Here is a 21,883-nt window from a genome sequence, read left to right on the forward strand (position 1 = left end):
ATTTGCAGGATAGAATAATTAATGCGCTCTTCACTCTTTTTATTTCTTTTTTTTATATCCGCTGCTGCTTATAGCCAGGTAATTACTATTAACAGGAATTTGCCTTATTTAAGCCTTGGTAAGTCTATAAGTTATTTTATTGACACTGATGGCCGTTTAACTATAGATCAGGTTGCAGAGAAGGGTAAAAGAGGTGAGTTCTTAAGATCAAGCGCTGATATTCTTAATTTCGGAAATTCTTCAGCTACCTTCTGGATAAAAGTTTCTTACAGGAACCAAACCCGGCATAAAGCATATCTTGTACTTGATGTATCCAGTATAGAATCTATAGATTTTTATAGCCATAATAATTCAGGTTCATTTACCAGGGTTCACACGGGTAGTCTTGCTCCTGAGAATCCGGAGTTAATAGCTGCTAATAATTATATTTTTACTTTACCTGATTACGATCATGACGCTGTACCACAGGATGTTTATCTGAAATTAAAAACTGACAACATTCTTCTGGTCCCATTGAAAATGTCTGTCTCAGAACGACTGGTAGAGGGGCTGAATTCAACTGAGCGTGTAGAGTCCATCTATATCGGAATTCTCACTGCGCTGTTCTTTTTTAACCTGTTTGTATTTATCCGTTCCAAGGACAAAGCCTATTTTTATTATAGCGTTTATATTCTTTCGCTGTTCATTTATATGGTTTGTTACTTCAGAGGTTACAGTTATTATTTAGGATATGACTTCAGGATATTCGTGAACACCTATCCATATTTGTTTCTTGGGCTTGGGAGTGTTGCCGGCATTGCATTTTCCCGGAGTTTTTTGAATTTAAAGATTTTATTGCCACAGTCCAAACAATTGATCCGGCTGCTGATAGGTTGTTGGATTTTTACGATGATTCTGTGTTTGCTCGGTTATAAGTCCTATTGTTCGATATTGGTGCAGATGCTGACAGCAACTTCTTCTCTGGTGATCTGGTTGTTGGGTGTAGTCGTTTATTACAGGGGATATAAACCGGCTTTGTATTATGTAATTGCCTGGGCGTTCGTTTGTTTAACTTCAGTATGGGTTGTACTGAGCTTGTCTAATGTCTTTACTTATAGTGAAGTATCATTTAGGTTTGCTCCATTGGGATTTATCTTTGAATTGCTTTTATTGTCTCTTGCAATGGGTGACCGGCTGAAAGATCTCACGACTGCGAAACTAGTCATCCAATCTGAAAAGATGAGGATTCAGGAAGAAAATCTATACCTGATCAGTACACAGAACGAGCGATTAGAAAAAATAGTAGAATCAAGGACAAAATCATTACGGAAGATGGTTAAGTCCCTCGAAGAAGCCAATGCAGATAAAAGCAGGCTTTTTTCAATTATAGCACACGATCTTCGAAGCCCTTTTAATAGTTTGATTAGTTTATATGCGCTGAATGATCTGGATCTGTTGTCGTTGGAAGAAGTAAAGATGCTGCTGAATGACAGCCGTAAAAGCTTTGATCATATTCACAATACCCTGAATAACCTTCTGTATTGGGCACAAAGCCAGTTAAAGGGTATCAGTACGGCTCCATCACGTTTTAGTATGCGGGTTTTAACGAATGACCTGATGCTGGTTTATCAACCGCTTATTAAAAAGAAGAATATGACTACGGCGCTTGTTATTACCGATGAAGAAGATGTTTATGCTGATTTAAATCAGATCAGCCTGGTGATGCGTAACCTCATTGACAATGCAATTAAATTCACGCCGCTGAGCGGGCATATCCGTTTGAAAATCTGGGGTAATCAAAACTTCATTTACATTGATGTCAGCAACCCGGTAGCTGGTGTGCTTGATATAACTCAATTGGCTGAAGGTTCAGATTCAGAGCCTTCTTACGGTACGTCTAATGAACGTGGAGTCGGACTCGGGCTGCAATTGTGCCGTGACTTTGTAGAGAAGAATAATGGTCTGCTTAAGGCAAGTAAAGAGGAGGGCTGTGTGGTGCTTCGTTTCAGTTTGCCTAAGTTCAGTGCGGGTATTATCCCGGCTGTAAATCAATAATATCCCCGTTAATTTATTGCCTCTTTTAAAGCTTTTTTCTTAGCTTGGTCTATTCATGAAATCAAGCATTTTTGGTGGGAACAATATTATATTTTGTGGTTTTTAGGTACAGAATATAATATTGTTGATTATTTTAGTGTATTGATATTCTTATATTTAAGATTAATATGATAAAGCTATTGTTTTCTAAACTGAGTTGACTTGAGTAAAAAGAGTCCTAAAAACGTTTAAAAAACAGAATAATATTCTGAATACTATTTGTGTGTTCTGTAGTACAGGTAGTTATGGGTGTAATGTTAACTAATACTCCTGTCTTTTGTAAGCGGCTGAAAAATCAGAGCGCATGGTCTTAAAACGTGCTACTACTGTGGCAATAAATGTCTCATCAAGCAGTTGAAATATTTCATTTGCTCCACCTCCGGTCAGGTCAAGCTCAGATAATTTATAGCTCTGTTCAAAGGTTCCCTGTTCAAATTTTACAATATACTTTTGGTTCATATTGAACAAGGTGATCTTACATTCAGGATGGGGCAGTTCGGCAATTACTCTCATAAGAAGAATTAAATTAGTGTATTAAATCTGACGAAGTTGCAGCTAAAAAGAAACACTAACAAATAATTCAGGTAAATTTTAAAGCAGCGCTGAGAATATTACCAATCCCTTACATCGGTATGCAGGTGATTGTTTAATTTTAGTGCTTGATAAAACACAGTTAAACAATAAAAGAAATTATAAACATACCTGAATAATGGCAGAAGATCTCCTGATTATAAAAACAGAAAGTAAAGAAGAACAATACCAATCATTGATTCCGCAAATTCAAGCCCTGATCACCGGGGAAGATGATCTGATTGCTAACCTTGCGAACATCAGCGCGGCATTAAAAGAACAGTTTGGGTGGCTATGGATTGGATTTTACCTGGTTAAAGGAGAGGAGCTGGTTTTAGGCCCGTTTCAAGGACCTGTAGCTTGTACAAGAATTAAACCTGGTAAGGGTGTGTGTGGCAGATCATGGCAGGAAGCGAAAACATTCATTGTGGAAGATGTAGATAAATTTCCGGGGCATATTGCCTGCAGCTCAGCTTCGAGGTCCGAAATTGTATTACCTATCCTTAAAGACGGTGTTGTATTTGGTGTATTGGACGTTGATAGTGCTGAATTAGCTCAATTTGACGAGGTGGATGAAAAGTACCTGAGCCAGGTAATCAGCTTAATTAACGCCTGAAAGATTGTCATTGAAATGTAACAAAGATTTAATTAGCATAGAATCATTCTAAATAGTATATCTTTGTCCTACCAAAGCAGCAAAATTCATACTGTTCAGTAATATTTATTAAACCCTGGTTACCCGTACAAAAGAGTACGGGTAATACAGGTACAACCCTCCGCATTTAGTAACAGAAAACAGCAAATCTCTATTTATGTCCGATCATCTTAATAAACCCGATTTTAAAGAAATAGCTGGTCAATTAGGATGTCCGAGTGGGGAGAAGGGCATAAAGACCGCTGAAATGATGGCTGTCAATAATGGGCATATGATTGCGCTTACCGTTGAAGCGCTTGCTCCGAAATCTAATGATGTATTGATGGAAATAGGGCCGGGAAATGGATCACATGTTGTTTCGCTCTTAGCAGCTACCAAACATTTACTCTATTATGGAGTTGATATTTCCACATTAATGATCAGTGAAGCTATGAAACTCAATGCAGCTGCTGTATCATCAGGCAGAGCTGATTTTTCATTGTCAGATGGAATGCAGCTAAACTTTGCAGCAGGCTTTTTTACGAAAGTATTTACAATAAATACACTGTATTTCTGGAAAGATCCAAAAGCTTATGCCACTGAAATACGAAGAGTACTTAAGCCAGGCGGACTGTTTAGCTTGACTTTTGCTCCGCGGGAATTTATGGAGAAACTGCCCTTTACAATATATGACTTTCGCTTATACAGCAGAGAAGAGGCTGAAGAACTATTGATCAGTAGTGGTTTTGAGATCAAAGAAGTACATCTTCACAAAGAAATGGTCAGGAGCAATGCTGCCGGTATGGAGGTGGAGCGCGACATCATCATCATCAATGCAGTTAAATCTCTGGATTAATCTATTTTAAAGCAGAGGAGGCTTTTGCGGCCTCCTGCTGAATTTACCTGGTTAATATAGCGCTTCTGTGCTATTGAGAAAAAAAATGTCTCTGGTGCCTTGATGGTGCGTTTTTAGCTAAGTGTTTTCTATATGATCTGGTGAAGTTTTACATATTGCAGCAACATAATCGTTTTGCCATCCTTAATCTCTCCATCAGCCACCATTGCCATTGCCTGATCAATGGAAAGTTCTAAAACTTCTATGTTTTCCTGCTCATGCGCTAATCCGCCGCCTTCATGTATTTTCATATCTTTGGTATAAGCTGCAATAAAGAAATATAAAATTTCTGTCACTGAACCTGGCGACATATACGCTTCAAATATTTTACGGACTTCGGTAATCTTATAACCCGTTTCTTCCTCTGTTTCTCTTTTGATACAATCCTCAGCATTATCTTTATCCAATAGTCCGGCACAAGCTTCAATCAGCAAGCCCGACTCATTTCCATTGATATAAGTCGGCAGCCTGAATTGCCTGGTCAGGATAACAGTTTGCTGTTCTTTATTATACAAAAGAATCGCTGCGCCATTTCCACGATCATAAGCTTCTCTGTCCTGAGTTTGTACCGTACCATCTTTCAATGAATATTGATAAGTTATCTTTTTAAGCGTATACCAGTTATCAGAAAGAACTTCTGTGTTTATTATTTTTACGTTGTCAATCATTATATAGGTCAAATTATAAGCGCAAATTAACCAGAAATAGGCATATTGTATTAATTTTCGGGAAATAATGTTGACAAATTTTACAATTTTTACCGCTACCGGGAAGCTACCATTTTTTTAAACCCAATAACTTTTCACCTAAAGGGGTAAGTTCTGCAACCGGATTTTTCTTTTCGCGTTCCAATGGATCTCCCGGAAAAGCATAACCTTGCATTGCTTCCCTGTTTTTCCAGCTGCCAATTCTCCACTGCTTAAGTTGTTCATTCTCTTCCTGGGCCGGCATCATTGAAATGTATTGAGCAACCCGTACTTGATCTGTACTTGTATTAGCTCTGATTCCATGAGGTTGTGAACTGTTGAAAATGAGTAAGTCTCCTGCTTCCAGTTTAATCTTTTCTAATTTAAATCCTGTCGTATCAGGTTTATAATGATCACGGTCTGCTGGCTGCGTTAATTTCCATGTATCATAAGTGCGGAATAATTCAGGAACACATTGAAAACCGCCCATATTTTCATCTGTCTGATCGGCTAAAGCTAATACACCCTGTACATTTTGAGGTTTTGTTTCCGGGTCATAATCCCAATGAATAAACCCTTTGTACTCAAAACCAGGACGCAATGGGAAATTCAGATTTGCCCTGTCAATAGTCACCCATAATTTCTCCGTTCCCCAGATGTCTGCAAAAGCCTGGTGAACCTTTGGGTACATCCTGTTATCCCATAAAAGCTGGTGGTTATAAATTTCTACCATCCCCGTATTGTTTAATTCTGACATCTGCATTTGTGCATTAGGTTTTTTATACCAGCTGTCCATCGCATTGGGATCTTTTCCTTCATATTCCCACAGATAATCGGCAGTCTTTTTCACCTGATCTTTAGGGACCGCATTTTTAATCACTACATATCCATTTGTGATCCAGAAAGCCCAGTCTTGTTCAGTAAGCAGGCGTAATGTTTTATCCTGACTGCGATCGTTCAAGCGGATTCCACTCGATTTTGCAGTAGAAGGGTTGCCCGGTATATCTTTATGCGCCATTGTATTCTTAGTTTGATTTTCCATTTGATCTCTGATTTGTTACCTCAAAAGTAACCGGACCGGAACAGTTAGTTCTTCTTTGTAATGATCACTATTTGCTCTGTATTGATTTAATTGCTATGTTTAATCATCAAAAGATAGTAGTAGAGCGTTTTTTAAGTAAAATGAATAATATCCGATGAATAAAATACAGCTGGAGAAAATAAACTTTGAGCTGGGGAAGTCTTTCAAATACTTTTCTCCCAGACTAAGAAATACATTTTTCTGGCATTTCCACGCTGAATATGAACTCGTTTATGTAGAAGCTGATGCTGGTATCCGTCATGTCGGATCTCATATCTCAGGCTATACACAAAGTGATCTGGTTTTTATTGGAAAAAACCTTCCGCACCTTAACTTTGATTACAGGCTGAGAAACGATTACCATCAAATTGTCGTGCAGCTCAGAACTGATTTTCTGGGATCGGCTATTGGTATTTCGCCAGAATTTTCGGCAATTGATCTGTTATTTAAGAAAGCAGCCCTGGGTATTGCCTTTCATGGGGAAACTAAAACCATTGCAGTCCAAAAATTAAAAGAACTGTCCGCACTGAATCCCTTTCAGCAATTGATCGGCTTAGTTGAAATCTTTCAGCTCTTAGCGCATGCTAAAGAAATAGAAATATTAAATGATGAACAGATGAGTCTATCTTTCTTTTTAAAAGATAAGATCCGGATGGGGGCCATTTATGAATACATTGATACGAATTATAATCAAAAGCCCGATGTTAACGTCGTTGCTTCAAAAGTGAACCTGACCACTGCTGCATTTTGCAGGTACTTTAAAAAGCAAACCAACATGACTTTTACGGACTTTGTCAATCAATACCGGGTTGATCTGGCCAAGAATCTGCTAATGCAAGATAAAAATGTAACCGAAACCTGTTATGCAGTAGGTTTTGAAAGCTTATCCTATTTTAATAAGCTATTTAATAAAATCGTGGGACAAAACCCATCTGCCTTTAAAAAGAACTGGTTTCAGTCTTTTTCCTCCTGAGCGATCAGCTGTCTCCTGCTAAAGCTACCTTTTGTCAAAACGGTAGCGCAGGTCGTCAATTAGTTTCCCTTAAAAGTTTATAGCATACGTTCTTCGTGAAGATTTATAAATCAAATCACAGCTAAAAAAGAAATATGAAAATTTTACAGTATTGCCTGGTCATTGTTGGATTGGGCCTAAACTTGAAGGCCGGTGCCCAAACCGGGATCTCCGGTACAATTAAGGCAGATTATGTTCCTTTCTCAAATTACATAAGACCAGACAGTGTTAAAACTGGTTCAACCAGTAATTTTAAACGAATGCAGTTAGGGTTCAGCATTCCTCTTTCCGTTAAAATAGATTCCTCAGGCAGGCCAAAAATGTGGGCCGTAAACGTAGCAGGGTCTTATGCACAGCTGGAAAACCGGGACTACGAAACAAAACTGTTTCCTGCAGAACTACTAAACGCACAGGCCGGATTAGTTCATATGAGCCCGATCAGCATTAAAGCAAGTGCAACCATAGGAATAAGCAATAGACTTCTTTTGTTGAATTGAGTTTTCATATTTATATATTTTCAACAAAAAAAGGGAATGCCATTAGCCTTTAAGAAACAATTTGACCAATTGCAACCACGTAATGACAGATGGTTGTTCCTGAAGGGTGTTCAGTAAATGAAAATTACCATTTATTTAGTTCCCCTGTAATGAATCGTTTTACAGAAACCGAGATTTTGGGCCCGTTAATTCATGAAGGTTTTCCGTAATTCTTTCGATTTTCCAGTCCCACCATTTAAGCTCTAAAAGCTCTTCAATCTTTTCATCAGAAAAACGCTTTCTGATTTCTTTGCCAGGATTGCCGCCTACAACAGTATAAGGAGGTACATCTTTGGTAACTGTGGTATTGGTAGCTATAATTGCGCCATCCCCAATATTTACCCCGGGCATAATGGTCGCATTTGAGCCGATCCAAACATCATTTCCAACAATAGTATCTCCCTTAAAAGGCAGCTCCTCCATTTTAGGGGTGACTTTTTCCCAGCCATTGCCAAAAATATTAAATGGATAAGCGGTAATCCCGTCCATTTTATGGTTAGCCCCATTCATGATAAAAGTCACACCCGAAGCGATCATGCAGAATTTACCAATGATCAATTTATCACCGATGAAATCAAAATGATACTTTACATTCCTTTCGAAATTATAAACATCCTTAAAATCATCATAATAAGTGTAATCGCCGACGATAATATTAGGACTGGTGATGATGTTTTTCAAAAAACAGAGTCTGTTATAGTGGCTTATCGGGTATTTCTCGTCTTTATCAGGTCCTTTCATCATGGTGTTTTTTTCTTGCAGCCAAGTTTAACCTGAGCTGCGGAGCGTTTGAAATCATGCTAAATTAATAGAAAAACTAATTAAATAAAAATCCTGACCTTTATCATTTCATAACCCTCTATATAAATCAGATGTTTCCAGATGAAATGTATCAGCATTTGCTAGATAATGCAGCTACCCATGTCAAATTAACTGCTGCAGATACTGCAATGTGCAAGAAGTATTTTGAACCTGTACAATTTGCAAAGAATACTATTATTGAGGAAGAAAACGAGGTCCCAAAGTATATTTATTATGTCGTTTCAGGTTTTGTCAGGCTGTTTCATTACAACGAAGAAGGAGATCAGCTCACTACACATTTAAATTGCCCTCCCGGTTTTATTACTTCTTACACACATTTCAATAAGGGTACCAGGTCTGCTGAGAATGCTGAATGTATTACTGATTGTGAATTATTAAGGATTACTAAAGCTGACCTGGATATTATTTGTGCTCAAAGTTTGGCTTTTAAAGATTACAGCATCCTGGTTTTCCAGATGGCACTGGCTTATAATGAAACCCGCGCCCGTGAATTAGCCAGTTTAACAGCAGAGCAGCGGTATCAAAAATTGATAACTAATTATCCTGCAATTATTCATCATGTCCCTTTGCGCTATATTGCCTCTTTTTTGGGAATGAAACCCGAAAGCCTGAGCCGTATTCGTAAAAAAATCTCTAATAATTGATTAACTAACAAAAGTCAAGTGTAAGCCGCCCGGTCAATGCACAGATTTGTATTCTTAACAGATAAGAATATGATACATCAAAATTTAGCATTAGTTACCGGGGCAAACGGACATCTTGGGAATAACCTGGTGAGATTACTCCTTAATAAAGGAATTCCAGTAAGAGGGTCGGTCAGAAACCTTAAAAATAACAGTGCTTTTGCCGAGCTGGATTGTGAAATGGTACAAGCAGATATTGTAGATAAATCTTCATTAGTCTTGGCTATGCAGGGCGTAAAAGTTGTTTATGCTGTTGGAGCAGCCTTTAAACTATGGGCAAAAGACCCCATTAAAGAAATTTATGAAGTTAACCTTCAGGGAACCAGAAATCTGATTGAAGCAGCAGCTGAAGCAGGAGTGAAGAGAATAGTTTATGTAAGTTCTATCGCAGCCCTGAACTATAAGCAGTTACCGGCAAAAGAAGATAACGGGCAAAATCCAGATCGCAGAGATTGGTATTATAACTCTAAAAATGACGGAGAGAAACTGGCTTTTGAATTGGCAAAGCAGTATGACATAGAGCTGGTTGCAGTATTACCTTCTGCCATGATCGGGAGTACCGCATTTGGGGACCTGAGCGTTTCTTATCAAATCATCAAGCTGATTTTGACTAAAGAAATCCCAATAGAAACCAAAATTTCCCTGAACTGGGTCGATGTAAAAGATGTTGCTGAAGGCTGTTACCTGGCGGCTATTAAAGGCAGGAGCGGGGAACGATATATTCTGGCCAATGAAAAATGTGTTTCCATCAAGCAAACCACTGAGATTGCACAAGAACTTTTTCCGGAATTGCAAATCAAACTCCCTGTTCAGGTACCTAAGCTTGTTTTGTATCTGGCTGCCTGGTTGATGGAAATCGGGAGTAAAATAACCGGGAAAGCTCCTTTGTTAACCACAAAAGATATTGCTATGTTCTCCGGCTTACAACAGGATTTTGACATTTCAAAAGCAAAATCGGAACTCGGCTTTAACCCTAAAAGTCCGGTTCAGGCTGTTAAAGAAGCTATGCTATATCTAAGAGCAAATCATGACAGCCTGATAAAAGTTTAAAATATCAGGTTGGTGAAAATATAGTGCTAGTTTAGATCACCATATTCCAGGTATAAAACCTGGTGTTTTGAAAATTTAAAAGGCTCCTTTGTCTGCTTTCTGGTTCCAATAGGCGTTAACCAGGAAAATGGTTTGCGTAAATCCTTTTCTGGAAATTCTATGGTAATATAAAGATTATCAGTTATAGCCCTTAAACTCTTTTTATCATGAACTTTTACGGCTATATTCTCGTCAAAATCTGGTTTGGCGCTAATTCTGTGAACTAAAAACTGTTCTTGTGCATTGCCAAAAAGCAAATACTGGAGATTTGCAGGTCTGACACATTTTTTATCAAACTGTTTATAATAAATAAGCTGGCCGATGTTGACGGTGATATTTTCCAGGAACTTTTTTCCACCTCTTTCAAAATGACCGCGATAGATATTGGCTTTGAATGTTTTGGTATGGTTAATCATTTCCGGAAGCACGAAAGTTTCAGGTTCAATAGTATAGATCAGCTCCTCAGGATGATTCCTTTTGTCCTGAATATACTTTGCATGATCATCTTTTGATAACTCAAGGATCAATATGATTTGATAATCATGCGGATTATGAAACATAGGAAGGTGAGAGGCATAGATCACTTCACTCCCCATCAGCATCATGCCATGCGTTGATGGCTTATCCGGATAGTGTGCAGATTGCGCAACTGCAAGCGTAGACAGGTAAAGAAACAGCACGGTAAAAATCAACTTCATAAAAGATCAATTTGGTAGCAGGCCGTAAAATTAGCTAAAAATACAATGGGATATTAAACTTAACATCCCATTGTATTTTATTAAAGCTTTTTTTCTGCAGGTATAAAATCCGTTAATACGGCCTCTCTGATCAATGCAGGAGGAAGTAAACCTTGTGACAAAATGAAATCATGAAAACGAAGTGCATTGAACTTTGTTCCCAAAGCATCTTCCGTATCTTTTCTTAAAGCAATCATTTTTGTGAAACCATAAAAATAACTGTTTGCCTGCCCGGGAGCTTTAATGGTATAACGCTCTACCTCTTGTTGCGCCATTGCAGATGATTGTACAACATCTTCCATCAATACCTTTTTAACGTCTTGCGGAGTGATTTTCCCCGATTGCACTTCCGGGTCCAGGAAAGCGCGGGCAGCTCTCAATAATCTATAGTCCAAAGAAACCAGCTGACCTTCAAGAGGCATATAAGGTCTGATCATATATTCCGCATATAAGCCCCATCCTTCAGCATTGGTAGAATTAAAAGCGTATAAACTACGCGCCTGAGAAACTCCTTCTTCTACCATTTTGTCAAATTGTAACTCATGACCCGGGCGCGCTTCATGTGCAATCAATGTCCAGGAAGCGGCTTCAAAGGTGAAATCATCATATTTATCACTCACTTTTTCGCCTGGTGCAGGGGGCATATTCAATGGCAACACAAATACACCACGCTGACCCGTATTATTCAAAAATGGCGGAGGAACCATATGAGGGGCAGGTGAACGTGCTGTTTCAGCAGTGCTTGCCAGGCGAATAATAGCAGGGCGTGAAGGTAAAGTTATCAACTGATGTTCACGGATGATAGTTTCTATATCTTTCAGATGCCTTTCATAAACAGGAATGATAGAATCACCTAATATTTGTTCTTTTTTAAGATTACGGATTACATCGCGATAGTCTGAAGAAGGCCAGTTTCTTTGTTTAGCTACCTGCGCGGCAATAGGTTTCATTTCCTGCTGAATTTCCAGAAAAGCCTGATGTGCAATTTTTGCCAATTGATCAGGCGCAATATCAACGCCGTACTCTTCGAGTTGTAAAGCATATTCCTGACCGGTCAGCCTGAAATCTTTCCTGGCTTTAGGCAGTATTTGCTGACGTGTCCACAGATCGTATTCCGCAACTTGTTTTTTAAGTACAGCATATGGTTTTTCCCATCCTGTAAGCTTGTATTTCTTAAATAATTCTGCGATACCCTCTATAATACTGGCATTGCGTGACAGGGTAATTTCCATTTGCTGCCTTGCAGGATAAATCATGTCCTTACCCTTCATCTGGTGTAAAACACGTTCTTTCAGGATGGAAGTTAATGGCTGATAGCCGGGTGCAAGACCCGCATATTTCTGTAAACGGATAATTGCAGCTGCACGTCTTGGCTCAGGTGTCTGGTCATCCAGTAGAATTTGCAAGCCTTCATAAATAGTGCTGGCAGCATTTAAAAAAGGTATCTTTCTTTGAGTTTCAAAATCCTGATTCTTGAATCCCATTGTTAAGTGTGAGATCAGTATATTCAAATCCTGTTTAACCGGAAGGTTGTTTTCTGTCTTTAAAGCGGCTTTATATTTTGCAGCCAGTAGTTCTCCCTCTTTTCTTTCTGCCAGTTCATTGGCAAGGGTAGGCACAACGATCAGTGTATCATATGCCGATAAACCCTGGGAAGAGCCATATTCAGGTGTATATTTTTTGTCCAGGTTGATGAGTTCTTCTGTGTATTTATTCGATTGAAGCACCCATGTTTTGTCGGGGGATATTTTTGTCTGTGAATTTGCTGCAAAGGGGATTGCAGCAAATAAACATACGCTTAATCCATAAATTAGTGTCTGTGGTTTATTCATATGATAGTGGTAAAAAGAATTTCAACCCATTATCGGAAGAAAATATCACATATAATACAACCAGGCAAAAATTAATTGTTCACCATTTTCATTGCCCCTTCATTATAGCGGTCACCACTCACCGGAAAACGTGTGATAAGCTCGTCGATAGTCTTTAAATCAGTTGCTGATAATTCAATATCAACGGAGCCTGCATTTTCCTCTAAATACTTTCTTTTTTTAGTGCCAGGAATAGGAATAATATCTTCGCCCTGTGCCAGTACCCACGCAAGTGCAAGTTGTGCCGGAGTACAGTTTTTATCCTGTGCTATTGCAGCGAACCCGCTAATCAGTTTGGCATTGTTATCCAGGTTAGCTTGCTGATAACGTGGTAATGATTTCCTGAAGTCATTGTCTGATAGCGAATTTATATCTAATGTGTTAGTCACCAGGCCTCTCGCCAGTGGCGAATAAGGGATCAGCGAGATACCCAATTCTCTGACCGTACTTAGTATTTCACTTTCCACATCCCTGGTCAGTAAGGAATATTCACTTTGTAAAGCTGCTATAGGATGCACTGCATGTGCTTTACGGATAGAAGCCGGAGAAGCCTCACTCAGGCCCAGGTAACGTACCTTTCCTTCTTTTACGAGTTCGGCCATTGCGCCCACAGTTTCTTCAATCGGGATATTAGGATCAACACGGTGTACATAGTATAAATCTATAGTATCTATTTTTAATCTTTTCAGACTTTTTTCTACCGCAATTTTCATCCATGCTGGTGAACCATCAAAATAAGTTCCATTGGTATTGCTGGGACCAGCAATATCATCCTGAAAGCGAAATCCGAATTTGGTGGCAATAAATATCTTATCTCTGTTTGTGGTTAATACTTTGGAAATCAGTTCCTCATTTATTCCATTGCCATATACATCTGCAGTATCCCAGAAGTTTACCCCAAGATCAAGGGCTTTATGTAAAGTAGCAATACTTTCAGTATCATCACCCGGACCGTATGCAAAACTCATTCCCATACAGCCAAGTCCTACGGCCGATAGCTTTTCTTTAGTTGTTCCTAAATTTCTATATTTCATAATGATCAGATTTGATAGTACAAAGTTAACCTGCAGCGCAGGTGCTGAGTTATAGTATTCAAACAGATGGTTATAATAATCAAACTATAAGCTTATGTCGGGGAGAATGTAGTTTGCCGGACCTCGATCGGAGAAATACCAGTATTCTTTTTAAAGAAATTAGTAAAGTAAGCTGGGTATTCAAATCCAAGACCATAGGCAATTTCTGAAATATTCCAGTCTGTATGCTGAAGCAAGGCCCTCGCTTCCCTGGTTATTCTTGCCGCAATATGATCCGTTGTTGTTTTTCCTGTATGCTCTTTTACGGAACGGTTCAGGTGATTCACATGAATAGAAAGGCTCCTTGCATAATCATTTGCAGTTTTTAATTTCAGAGACAGATGGTGGGTGTCAATGGGGAATTGTCTTTCCAGAAGCTCCATAAACAGTGATGTAATCCTTGAAGATGCATTAATGTGTTTCTCGAAACTCTCTGTTGGATTCATTTTCATGGCCTCATGGATAATCAGATGCAGGTAATTTCGCAGTAAACCATATCTGTGTAAATAATCTGAGGTGATTTCTTTGGTCATCTTGATAAACAGCTCTGATATTTCCTTTTGCTGGATTTCATCAATGAAAAATACAGGATTGCTGCCAATACTAAACAAAGGCGAATCTTGTAAAGACTCTTTATATTCTCCTGTTTGTATAAAAGCTTCCGTAAAAAGGCAGAACCAGCCTTCTTGTAAGGTTGATTCTGCTTCCCACGAATATGGAATGATCGGATTGGAAAAGAGCAGGGCTGGCCTGTCTATATAGATCCACTTATCAGCATAATGTATTTTACCTGTACCAATAATTAAAGATACTTTATAAAAATCCCTTCTGCTGTAGGGAGTTATTGGCGAACAATTTGCTCTGGAAAACACGTTAAAATGACCGGCTCCTGCATTATCCAGAGTTAAACCTAATGGATTTGCTGAAGGTACACGGGTATAGAACTCCTGAACACTTTCAATTGACTTCATGATGTAATTTATAAAAATCAAACGGAAATATTCAAAATATCAAATAATATTTATTCCTGACTGGTCAGTAAGCTAAACTTATTGATCTTTTGTTTTTGCAGGATGTCTATAATTTTCTTAATGGCCGGGTATTCTTCTTCAGCGTCTCCTTTGATGCTAATCCGGATTGTGATGCCCTATAATTCTGACTGCTTTTCTGGAATGAAGTGTCCAATTAAAATAACGTTTTAATAATTCAAAAAAAGGTGATTATTTATGTTTTTCACCTAATTGATAGGCTTTAGCGATCCATTCTGCTCTTTGTTTTTCTGCTGCGGTTTTTACGATTCCAATATAAGTGACCTTCACTGGTTGGATCCCACAAAATTCCAGCGTGCTTTTCTTTAATTGATTTACGCTTGAATTTCCATAAAACATCCGGTAATACCAGGCTGGCTGGTCTATGGTCGTAATAATCCGGGCAGTTTTTCCGATGAGTAATTTATCCCACCAAACGGAGTTTTCCCTATATTGATAAGCGATACCGGGCAAAAATAAACGGTCGATAAAGCCTTTCATTATTGCAGGCAGACCTCCCCACCAAACCGGATGGACCCAGACCAGGTGATCTGCTTTTTTTATCTTTTCCAGGCTGTCCAGCAGGTCTGGTTCTAATTCCATCCTTTTCATATAGCCATATTGCAGGTTAGGATTGAAATTCAATTCACCGATATGGATCACTTCTACCTGTGCACCAGATTTTACTGCCCCTTGTTGATAGGCATTTGATAAAGCGTAATTGAGACTTTTTTTATTGGGATGTCCGTTGATGATCAGAATGTTCTTCTTCATTTTGTCCTGTGTTTTTATAATCAGGGCAAAGGTATCGGGCTGTTTATCCTAACTACCGGACATTTGTCTAAAAAACAATCTCTTTTCTTAAGCGGCTCAAATGTCTCGGTGTAATCCCAAGATAGGAGGCGAGGTATTGTAAGGGGATTTGCTGAATATAGGCTGGCTGATTTTCCAGCAGATCCATATACCTCTTTTTTGCTTTCTCTTTTTGGAAGAGGAATAAGCGTTTTTCCAACTCTATATATTGCTGTTCTGCAATTATTTTGAAGAATGTGACCCAGTTTAAACTGGAACCCGATAGTTGATCAATATCGGCCTTTTGTATAATTAATAATTCACAGGGGGCTACAGCTTGTATGTTTTCCAGTGTAGGAAGTGCTGTGATAAATGACGAATAGGCGGTCATTAAGGTGTTGGGGAAAGTGATGCAGTAAGTGATTTCTTCTCCCGATTCAGGGGTGAAAAAGGAGCGTAATATTCCGCTTTTAATAAAGGCGACTTCTTTGCATGACTTGCCTTCAGTAATAAAGAAATCCCCTTTCTGGAGGTTCCTGATTGTACCGAGCTGTTGAAGATCATTGATCTCAGCAGTTGTCAATACTCCGAAATTCTTTAAAAAGTCATTAATCATACGCTATGCGTCTGTTATCCCTGTTGATGAAGGCCGAAAGTAGTAATATTTTGTGTGTTAAGGATAGCGCTAAGATGAAAATCTGAATAATGATTTAAAAAAAATAAAATAGTGTTCGTGAAATAATTACATGATGTTCGTGAAATTACAGGATAGACATCATGACCATTAACCTTTCTAAGAATTGTTTTAGGCTGGCATGACTTGTTAAAACCTGATTTTGTACAGTTTTCTGGCTGATGCCAAGCTTTTCACTGATTTCCCTTGTGGTCATTTCTTCCATGAATTTCATTCTGAATATTTCTCCGCGCTTTTCAGGCTGCATAGCTAACCAAACAGCTATATAGTTTCTGATTTCTTTTTCATTGAGTAAAGAGTCTGCTTCGGAGCCGGAGAGGGCCATATGCTCTAAGGGTTCTTCAAACTGTGGGAGCGTCTGACCTTTTTTATACAGCATATAAACCTGGTAGCGAACGGCCGTGATCAGGTAGGCATAAATATTTATAATACTTTTCCTTTCTTTCTTCGACCATAGGTCTACGAAAACTGATTGAACGAGCTCTTCAACCTGTTCCATATTTCTTAATCTTTTGAAGCTCTCATTGTAGAGTTTCTTCCAATACCTCTCATAAATTTCATCGAAAGCAGCCTTATCGCCTGCAGTCATTGATGCGACTAATTGTGCATCATTCCAAGAGCTGTAAGTGACATGTTTTAGTAACATTAATTTAGCCTTTTTTAGTTGTAAGTGTATGAATCAAAGTTAAATACTTCACTTAATTATGTAAAATAATTTGGGTATTAATTGTGTTTCTTTTTTGCTAAAAGCATTTAAATTTTTCAGGTGGTAACTTGCAGGAGGCTATTTTTTTTATAAAAAATGGGGAGTACTCCTATGGACTCTAAAGATATTCCTTATAGCTCTAAAAGTATTCCGGAGAGCTATAGTAAAGAGCAGTTCAGGGCGTGATTTCGACAGGTAGGAGATAGGGATTTATGACCCTAAAAAAGAGGGGAATATCTTCGTAAATTAGTATATGATTTAAATGTGAAGGACAGTTAAGGGAAAACCGAAAACCTTAAAGAGAGTAGGTGGGGGATTAAAGTTTTTTGATTTCTTTTTGATGGATAAAAGAATCGTTTGTTATGGCAAGAGCATGGTATGCTTATAATGGTGTTGGTGATCCATTTTTAGTTTCCAGTTATAATTTAGCAATTGTTAAACCAGCTTGTATAAATGGTAGTAAAATATGTGCTATTTATGAATTCAATGGAGGGTCAAATCCACAATTACTTTCTACTAATATACGGAAGTATATTGCTAGTCTTCAATTGTCACCGGTAGCGCAACCAGAATCGCCTATAGGGGCTAAGAAATATGTTTATGGTAAAGACTAATTCATAAATTTAACTTTATGAGGATAGATAATTATAAAGTTAAATTTATTTCTTTTGCTAAAAGCATTTAATAATATCAGAAGATTAACCTTTGAAAAATCAGTTATACTCTTTGTAATCAACTACACCTATCCTGGCATTAAAAGACACGTTCGTTCATAATTATTTTATGCCTGTAAGTTTTAAAATTAAAAATAGAACTGATTGAGTCTTCCCAATAAAAAATATAAAAATCACTCTTAATAAACTCTTAAAGCATAAATTTTGCTGTTCTACAAAAACAATGCTTTATCCTCCTGTATTACAATGCTAAAAAAGTGGTAACATGGCCGTAGCACCTTGCTAATCATTGCTTTCTGAATATTGCCTATAATGTCAAATCCAATCAGAAAATCAGCCATTCCTGCATTAAGAAAGAAATTTACCCTTCAAATTTTAAAAATGGCCATTTAATGTGTTTTTGAGCCTGTTAGCTACCTGCTAAAAATATATTTTAAATTTAATTCTATTTTAAAGAGATAAATTTCTTTGATCCAAATAGTTTTTGCTTAAATTAGATTTATACAAGACAAAAGACAATTAGATTTTGAGTAAGTCATAAGGACAAATGCCTTACATCAAAAATATAATCATGCAAGAAACTGAATCATTAATACGAGTAGCCAATAGACAAGCAAGTATACGCAGTCTCTATGATAAGCACGCAAGTACGCTGCTAGGCTATATTTTTGAAATTGTAAAGAACCAAAAACTAGCGGAGGATTACCTGGTGAAAGTATTTTGTGACATTGCACAACATTTTAATGAGATAGACTGGGACGATACCAATAATTGGTGCCAGCTGAAAAGGCTTGCGCAAAATAAATTGAACCAGTTGACCGATTCCGGCAGGATAGCCAGCGATCTTAAAGATCTGGAGCTCCAGGGCCTGGTCAATCCTGAATCTCAGCATCAATATACTGATCACTTCACAGAAGAGCAGCACCATATATTCTATAACGTTTATTATTACGGAAAATCGGTTGAAGCGATTTCAAAAGAGTTAAATAAAACAGAGGAATCAATCAGGAAGACTTTAAAAGAGGCTTTCGCTATAATGAGGAAAAGTTGTGAAAATTAACGAATACATCGAGAGCGGAATACTTGAAGCTTATGTATTAGGTTCCACTTCAGAAGCGGAAACCCAGGAACTGCTACTCCTGAAGGCAAAGCATCCGGAAGTTCAGGAAGCCTTACAATATCTGGAAATGGATATGGAACATATGGCTCAGCAAATGTCTATTCCTCCTCCTCCGGATCTCTGGTTGAAAATTGAGAAGCACCTTGATGAACTGGCAGAATTGCCTGATTATGATGCAATACCAATAAAAAGACCGCCAAACCGTAAAGGAGGGGAACATCGTAAAAGCGGTCAGTTTATTGAGGTAGACGCTTCATCAAGTCATATGCGTGTGCATAAGATATGGAGGTGGCTATTCGTTGGCGTTTTTATCCTTGGAAAAATATTCCTTGGCTTCGCAATTTATTTTTATCTGGAAAACCGTCAGCTAAAGCAAGAAGTCATCAAGTTGAAAAAACAATTGGAAAAGTATGAAAATGCAAAATATAATCAACAGCCCTAATTGTTTAGGCTAAACCCAAAAGACGGCCTGCTAATTTAATATTAGCAGGCCGTTTAATATTTTAACAGGCTGCTGTTGTTAATTACCAGATTTCACTCTGTTTTGCTCACCTTCAGAGCTGTTTGATCTTTCCCTCACCGCCTTCACACCGCTGCTTCCAAAATTATAAGAAAACGTTAACCTGAATATTCTGCTCTCCTGTTTTTGAGAAAGGTTATAATCCTGCAAAGGAATAGCACTTTTAACTACTATCTTTCTTGTATTAAACAGATCACTTGCTGCTAATTTTATAGTCGCTTTTTTGTCGGCAAATGATTTACTGATCCCCAGATCCACACCATAAACAGGCCTGGCTATATAAGTCCCAAAAACCTGTGCAGATTGATAATTTGCTGATAACTCAGCATTCATTGTCGGATTCAGCGTAAAAGTCTGGGTCGTATTCATCATGAACGTTAGCTTTCCATTCTTAAAAGGAGCACCTGACAAATCAGGAGAACTAAAGCGGCTGTAATAAAGCGTAGCGTCATTGTTTGTATTCCACCAGCCTGTAATCGCTACAGGTCTGTTAATATTCATACTCACTGTACTTCTGGCGGCAAGATTTTGCTCGTAAATGAGCAATGTTTTTTTTACCGTATCTGTTAAAAGCGTAGTCGTCATTACATCCTTCGTATGGATGTACCCGAAAGTAACGTTAGTCGTTTTTTTATACCCATAAGAAAGCTCAAATGAATTTGCATATTCCGGCTTCAGCTGAGGATTGCCCTTGGAAAAAGTATACAAATCAGAAAAATATATAAATGGATTTAAGGATTGATAATCAGGTCTGTTGATTCTGCTGCTGTAAGAAAAACCAATTTCATGATCTTTTGATAAACTCTGCTGAATAGATAAGTTTGGGAACAAATCAAGGTAATTCCTTTTAACTACATTTTGAAGCGTAACCGAGTTTCCTTCCGAGTACGTTAGTTCGGCACGTAAACCGAGCTGAATTGTGGTCGACTTAAACTCCCGGTGAAAATTCGCATAAGCGGCGCTGACCTGCTCTTTATAAGTAAACCTGTTGCTTTGTGCAGGGTCGTTAACCCAATTATTACCTGTAAAATCCTCAGACTGGAAATCATTGTCAGTAGTCACGTAACTGCCTTTTACACCTGTCTCCAATTTCATTTTAGGGTTAAAAGGATACACATAATCTACTTTAGCTGCCAGTATTTTTACCCGGGTAGGGGTTATATTTCTAAAAATAAGCGGGGCTTTGGCAATTACACCAGCTGCGTTATAAAAATTATTAGTGTAGGTAACACTATTATCGTTATTAAAACGTGAATAATCCAGATCGGCGTTTAATTCCTGCCCGGAAGTATCCAGTACAGCTTTATAATTAAGATTATAAGTTTGACTGGTGTATTTAATTTTCCCAAGATTTGCGGCGGTCACCGTAGAATCAATTACGCCGGGACGGCTGCCAATTAAAGTATTGATATTATTGTCGGCATTCATATGATTGCTATAACCGCTCATCGCAAATCCGATTATATTTTTATCCCCCAGGTAATAATCAATACCAGCTTTATAACTGTTATTTTTCCGGAGATAGAGATCGCGGCCCTGCTGGTCAAAATAGGTCTTTTCATCAAAAGCAGAAGTGCTGCGGTTAATATTCATGTCTTCATACTCCTTATTGCCAGTAAAATTATAATTACCAAACAGGTTTATATTTTTACTCCGGTGATTTAAAGTAACACCAGCATTAGACTTATAGTAACTACCGTAACCACCACCTGCAGTCAGCGTACCATTTGTACCATAGTTCGTATTCTTTTTCAATTTGATATTAATCATCCCGCCAGTACCTGCAGCATCATATTTTGCCGAAGGATTAGTCATTAACTCAATAGTCTGAATAGCATTTCCATCAGTGGTGCGGAGTAAATTGGTAAGCTGCGTCGTGGATAAATAGGTAAGCTTGCCATCAATCATCACATTGACACCCGGTTTGCCTCTCAAGCTAATATTTCCCTCATTATCTATAGAAAGCCCCGGTGCTTTGGAAAGTATTTCGAGCGCGGTACTGCCAGCAGCTAAAGTACTGTTCGCTACGTTCATGATTAAAACATTACTTTTCCGCTCTATTAAAGGCTTCTGACCAATAATGTTAACTGTATGAAGTTGTTTTGTATCCGGTAAAATTACAATCTGCGGGACATTTAACAATTGCTGTTCAGCACTAATCGTAAAAGGCCCATTGAGCTTTTTCTCATAACCCACCCATTCCACAGTAATAAAATAAGTACCTGGCAGCAGATTCAGAAACTTAAACTCTCCCTTTTCCGTTGTGATTGCTGATTTAACTTGTATGGAGTCTGCTGCACTGAGCAAACTGACTGCGCCGTACATTACTGGCAGGTGCTTTTCGTCAGCTACATGACCAGCGATCTGACCCTTTTCTCCTGTTGTTTGTCCATTAACCAGGGTGATTCTTAAAAAACAAAGGAACATCAGGGTAATTATTTTCTTCATGATACGCGTTAATTGTGATTTTTATCAATTATTTGTATTTCTAAACTATGTGTTTTTGTTTGAAAGAAAACTTATTTAACACTGTTTAACAAAGGTTAACAGAATTTAACGACCTGAAAAGATCATATTTGAAGTAACA

22 protein-coding genes are annotated in these 21,883 nt (G+C 38.1%); 10 read left to right on the top strand and 12 right to left on the bottom strand.

Annotated elements, in window-relative coordinates:
* Nucleotides 1–21: 21 nt before the first annotated feature.
* A complete protein-coding gene (locus tag LY11_RS08020; RefSeq protein ID WP_111633196.1) occupies nucleotides 22–2,034 on the top strand; it encodes a sensor histidine kinase in 2,013 nt (670 codons plus the stop codon).
* Between the two features lie 300 nt (nucleotides 2,035–2,334).
* Here the strand turns inward: LY11_RS08020 and LY11_RS08025 are convergent, their stop codons facing one another.
* On the bottom strand, nucleotides 2,335–2,586 hold the full coding sequence (locus LY11_RS08025; RefSeq protein ID WP_111633197.1) for a hypothetical protein: 252 nt from the start codon (nucleotides 2,584–2,586) through the stop codon (nucleotides 2,335–2,337).
* 196 nt (nucleotides 2,587–2,782) lie between these two features.
* Here LY11_RS08025 and LY11_RS08030 point away from each other — a divergent pair, with 196 nt between their 5' ends.
* Complete coding sequence (locus tag LY11_RS08030) at nucleotides 2,783–3,259, top strand: GAF domain-containing protein (RefSeq protein ID WP_111633198.1); 477 nt, start codon at nucleotides 2,783–2,785, stop codon at nucleotides 3,257–3,259.
* A gap of 196 nt (nucleotides 3,260–3,455) precedes the next feature.
* Nucleotides 3,456–4,133 carry a class I SAM-dependent methyltransferase gene (locus LY11_RS08035; RefSeq protein ID WP_111633199.1) on the top strand — a complete coding sequence of 226 codons (678 nt, stop codon included), beginning with the start codon at nucleotides 3,456–3,458 and terminating at the stop codon, nucleotides 4,131–4,133.
* Nucleotides 4,134–4,261: 128 nt separating this feature from the next.
* Here LY11_RS08035 and nudK read toward each other — a convergent pair whose 3' ends face one another.
* Entirely contained in the window at nucleotides 4,262–4,840 is a 579-nt protein-coding gene (gene nudK / locus LY11_RS08040; RefSeq protein ID WP_111633200.1) for a GDP-mannose pyrophosphatase NudK, read from the bottom strand.
* A 106-nt stretch (nucleotides 4,841–4,946) separates the two neighbouring features.
* Nucleotides 4,947–5,900 (bottom strand): phytanoyl-CoA dioxygenase family protein, encoded by a 954-nt coding sequence (locus tag LY11_RS08045; protein ID WP_111633201.1) that lies wholly within the window; start codon nucleotides 5,898–5,900, stop codon nucleotides 4,947–4,949.
* Between the two features lie 154 nt (nucleotides 5,901–6,054).
* Between LY11_RS08045 and LY11_RS08050 the strand changes: the two genes are divergently transcribed.
* Nucleotides 6,055–6,912, top strand: a complete 858-nt coding sequence (locus LY11_RS08050; protein ID WP_111633202.1) for a helix-turn-helix domain-containing protein — start codon at nucleotides 6,055–6,057, stop codon at nucleotides 6,910–6,912.
* 134 nt (nucleotides 6,913–7,046) lie between these two features.
* Nucleotides 7,047–7,448, top strand: coding sequence for a DUF6268 family outer membrane beta-barrel protein (locus LY11_RS08055; protein WP_111633203.1), 402 nt, complete (start codon nucleotides 7,047–7,049; stop codon nucleotides 7,446–7,448).
* A 159-nt stretch (nucleotides 7,449–7,607) separates the two neighbouring features.
* Here the strand turns inward: LY11_RS08055 and LY11_RS08060 are convergent, their stop codons facing one another.
* The gene (locus tag LY11_RS08060; protein WP_211321509.1) at nucleotides 7,608–8,231 is read right to left on the bottom strand and encodes a Vat family streptogramin A O-acetyltransferase; all 624 of its coding nucleotides are present in this window, start codon (nucleotides 8,229–8,231) and stop codon (nucleotides 7,608–7,610) included.
* Between the two features lie 128 nt (nucleotides 8,232–8,359).
* Between LY11_RS08060 and LY11_RS08065 the strand changes: the two genes are divergently transcribed.
* Together LY11_RS08065 and LY11_RS08070 are read left to right on the top strand one after the other, a co-directional pair.
* On the top strand, nucleotides 8,360–8,953 hold the full coding sequence (locus tag LY11_RS08065; protein WP_245952652.1) for a Crp/Fnr family transcriptional regulator: 594 nt from the start codon (nucleotides 8,360–8,362) through the stop codon (nucleotides 8,951–8,953).
* Nucleotides 8,954–9,022: 69 nt separating this feature from the next.
* Nucleotides 9,023–10,042: an NAD-dependent epimerase/dehydratase family protein gene (locus LY11_RS08070; protein WP_111633204.1), complete on the top strand. Its 1,020-nt coding sequence runs from the start codon at nucleotides 9,023–9,025 to the stop codon at nucleotides 10,040–10,042.
* A 26-nt stretch (nucleotides 10,043–10,068) separates the two neighbouring features.
* Here the strand turns inward: LY11_RS08070 and LY11_RS08075 are convergent, their stop codons facing one another.
* From LY11_RS08075 to LY11_RS08110, 7 genes are all read right to left on the bottom strand, one after another.
* The gene (locus LY11_RS08075; RefSeq protein ID WP_111633205.1) at nucleotides 10,069–10,779 is read right to left on the bottom strand and encodes a hypothetical protein; all 711 of its coding nucleotides are present in this window, start codon (nucleotides 10,777–10,779) and stop codon (nucleotides 10,069–10,071) included.
* Between the two features lie 80 nt (nucleotides 10,780–10,859).
* Complete coding sequence (locus tag LY11_RS08080) at nucleotides 10,860–12,650, bottom strand: DUF885 domain-containing protein (protein ID WP_111633206.1); 1,791 nt, start codon at nucleotides 12,648–12,650, stop codon at nucleotides 10,860–10,862.
* Between the two features lie 71 nt (nucleotides 12,651–12,721).
* A complete protein-coding gene (locus LY11_RS08085; protein ID WP_111633207.1) occupies nucleotides 12,722–13,723 on the bottom strand; it encodes an aldo/keto reductase in 1,002 nt (333 codons plus the stop codon).
* 92 nt (nucleotides 13,724–13,815) lie between these two features.
* Nucleotides 13,816–14,733, bottom strand: a complete 918-nt coding sequence (locus tag LY11_RS08090; protein ID WP_111633208.1) for a helix-turn-helix domain-containing protein — start codon at nucleotides 14,731–14,733, stop codon at nucleotides 13,816–13,818.
* Nucleotides 14,734–14,982: 249 nt separating this feature from the next.
* Nucleotides 14,983–15,564, bottom strand: coding sequence for an NAD(P)H-dependent oxidoreductase (locus LY11_RS08100; RefSeq protein ID WP_111633209.1), 582 nt, complete (start codon nucleotides 15,562–15,564; stop codon nucleotides 14,983–14,985).
* Between the two features lie 67 nt (nucleotides 15,565–15,631).
* Nucleotides 15,632–16,198, bottom strand: a complete 567-nt coding sequence (locus LY11_RS08105) for a Crp/Fnr family transcriptional regulator (protein ID WP_111633210.1) — start codon at nucleotides 16,196–16,198, stop codon at nucleotides 15,632–15,634.
* A 145-nt stretch (nucleotides 16,199–16,343) separates the two neighbouring features.
* Nucleotides 16,344–16,922 carry an RNA polymerase sigma factor gene (locus tag LY11_RS08110; RefSeq protein WP_111633211.1) on the bottom strand — a complete coding sequence of 193 codons (579 nt, stop codon included), beginning with the start codon at nucleotides 16,920–16,922 and terminating at the stop codon, nucleotides 16,344–16,346.
* 422 nt (nucleotides 16,923–17,344) lie between these two features.
* Between LY11_RS08110 and LY11_RS08115 the strand changes: the two genes are divergently transcribed.
* The 3 genes from LY11_RS08115 (at nucleotide 17,345) to LY11_RS08125 (ending at nucleotide 19,218) form a co-directional block, all read left to right on the top strand.
* Nucleotides 17,345–17,596 carry a hypothetical protein gene (locus tag LY11_RS08115; RefSeq protein ID WP_111633212.1) on the top strand — a complete coding sequence of 84 codons (252 nt, stop codon included), beginning with the start codon at nucleotides 17,345–17,347 and terminating at the stop codon, nucleotides 17,594–17,596.
* A 631-nt stretch (nucleotides 17,597–18,227) separates the two neighbouring features.
* Nucleotides 18,228–18,716 (top strand): RNA polymerase sigma factor, encoded by a 489-nt coding sequence (locus tag LY11_RS08120; protein WP_146610815.1) that lies wholly within the window; start codon nucleotides 18,228–18,230, stop codon nucleotides 18,714–18,716.
* The gene (locus LY11_RS08125) at nucleotides 18,706–19,218 is read left to right on the top strand and encodes a hypothetical protein (RefSeq protein ID WP_111633214.1); all 513 of its coding nucleotides are present in this window, start codon (nucleotides 18,706–18,708) and stop codon (nucleotides 19,216–19,218) included. Before LY11_RS08120 ends, LY11_RS08125 begins: the two co-directional genes overlap by 11 nt.
* A gap of 78 nt (nucleotides 19,219–19,296) precedes the next feature.
* Here LY11_RS08125 and LY11_RS08130 read toward each other — a convergent pair whose 3' ends face one another.
* Nucleotides 19,297–21,744: an outer membrane beta-barrel protein gene (locus tag LY11_RS08130; RefSeq protein WP_111633215.1), complete on the bottom strand. Its 2,448-nt coding sequence runs from the start codon at nucleotides 21,742–21,744 to the stop codon at nucleotides 19,297–19,299.
* Nucleotides 21,745–21,883: the final 139 nt, after the last annotated feature.

This window comes from Pedobacter cryoconitis, from assembly GCF_003259615.1.
Classification (GTDB): domain Bacteria; phylum Bacteroidota; class Bacteroidia; order Sphingobacteriales; family Sphingobacteriaceae; genus Pedobacter; species Pedobacter cryoconitis.

Excerpts from the sequence above, each read along its gene's own strand:
- LY11_RS08130 (WP_111633215.1), bottom strand. The coding sequence starts at position 21,744 with ATGAAGAAAATAATTACCCTGATGTTCCTTTGTTTTTTAAGAATCACC.
- LY11_RS08065 (WP_245952652.1), top strand. The coding sequence starts at position 8,360 with ATGTTTCCAGATGAAATGTATCAGCATTTGCTAGATAATGCAGCTACC.
- LY11_RS08075 (WP_111633205.1), bottom strand. The coding sequence starts at position 10,779 with ATGAAGTTGATTTTTACCGTGCTGTTTCTTTACCTGTCTACGCTTGCA.
- LY11_RS08070 (WP_111633204.1), top strand. The coding sequence starts at position 9,023 with ATGATACATCAAAATTTAGCATTAGTTACCGGGGCAAACGGACATCTT.
- LY11_RS08110 (WP_111633211.1), bottom strand. The coding sequence starts at position 16,922 with ATGTTACTAAAACATGTCACTTACAGCTCTTGGAATGATGCACAATTA.
- LY11_RS08055 (WP_111633203.1), top strand. The coding sequence starts at position 7,047 with ATGAAAATTTTACAGTATTGCCTGGTCATTGTTGGATTGGGCCTAAAC.
- LY11_RS08105 (WP_111633210.1), bottom strand. The coding sequence starts at position 16,198 with ATGATTAATGACTTTTTAAAGAATTTCGGAGTATTGACAACTGCTGAG.
- nudK (WP_111633200.1), bottom strand. The coding sequence starts at position 4,840 with ATGATTGACAACGTAAAAATAATAAACACAGAAGTTCTTTCTGATAAC.
- LY11_RS08050 (WP_111633202.1), top strand. The coding sequence starts at position 6,055 with ATGAATAAAATACAGCTGGAGAAAATAAACTTTGAGCTGGGGAAGTCT.
- LY11_RS08045 (WP_111633201.1), bottom strand. The coding sequence starts at position 5,900 with ATGGAAAATCAAACTAAGAATACAATGGCGCATAAAGATATACCGGGC.
- LY11_RS08115 (WP_111633212.1), top strand. The coding sequence starts at position 17,345 with ATGGCAAGAGCATGGTATGCTTATAATGGTGTTGGTGATCCATTTTTA.
- LY11_RS08090 (WP_111633208.1), bottom strand. The coding sequence starts at position 14,733 with ATGAAGTCAATTGAAAGTGTTCAGGAGTTCTATACCCGTGTACCTTCA.
- LY11_RS08025 (WP_111633197.1), bottom strand. The coding sequence starts at position 2,586 with ATGAGAGTAATTGCCGAACTGCCCCATCCTGAATGTAAGATCACCTTG.
- LY11_RS08080 (WP_111633206.1), bottom strand. The coding sequence starts at position 12,650 with ATGAATAAACCACAGACACTAATTTATGGATTAAGCGTATGTTTATTT.
- LY11_RS08085 (WP_111633207.1), bottom strand. The coding sequence starts at position 13,723 with ATGAAATATAGAAATTTAGGAACAACTAAAGAAAAGCTATCGGCCGTA.
- LY11_RS08030 (WP_111633198.1), top strand. The coding sequence starts at position 2,783 with ATGGCAGAAGATCTCCTGATTATAAAAACAGAAAGTAAAGAAGAACAA.
- LY11_RS08035 (WP_111633199.1), top strand. The coding sequence starts at position 3,456 with ATGTCCGATCATCTTAATAAACCCGATTTTAAAGAAATAGCTGGTCAA.
- LY11_RS08120 (WP_146610815.1), top strand. The coding sequence starts at position 18,228 with ATGCAAGAAACTGAATCATTAATACGAGTAGCCAATAGACAAGCAAGT.
- LY11_RS08060 (WP_211321509.1), bottom strand. The coding sequence starts at position 8,231 with ATGATGAAAGGACCTGATAAAGACGAGAAATACCCGATAAGCCACTAT.
- LY11_RS08100 (WP_111633209.1), bottom strand. The coding sequence starts at position 15,564 with ATGAAGAAGAACATTCTGATCATCAACGGACATCCCAATAAAAAAAGT.
- LY11_RS08020 (WP_111633196.1), top strand. The coding sequence starts at position 22 with ATGCGCTCTTCACTCTTTTTATTTCTTTTTTTTATATCCGCTGCTGCT.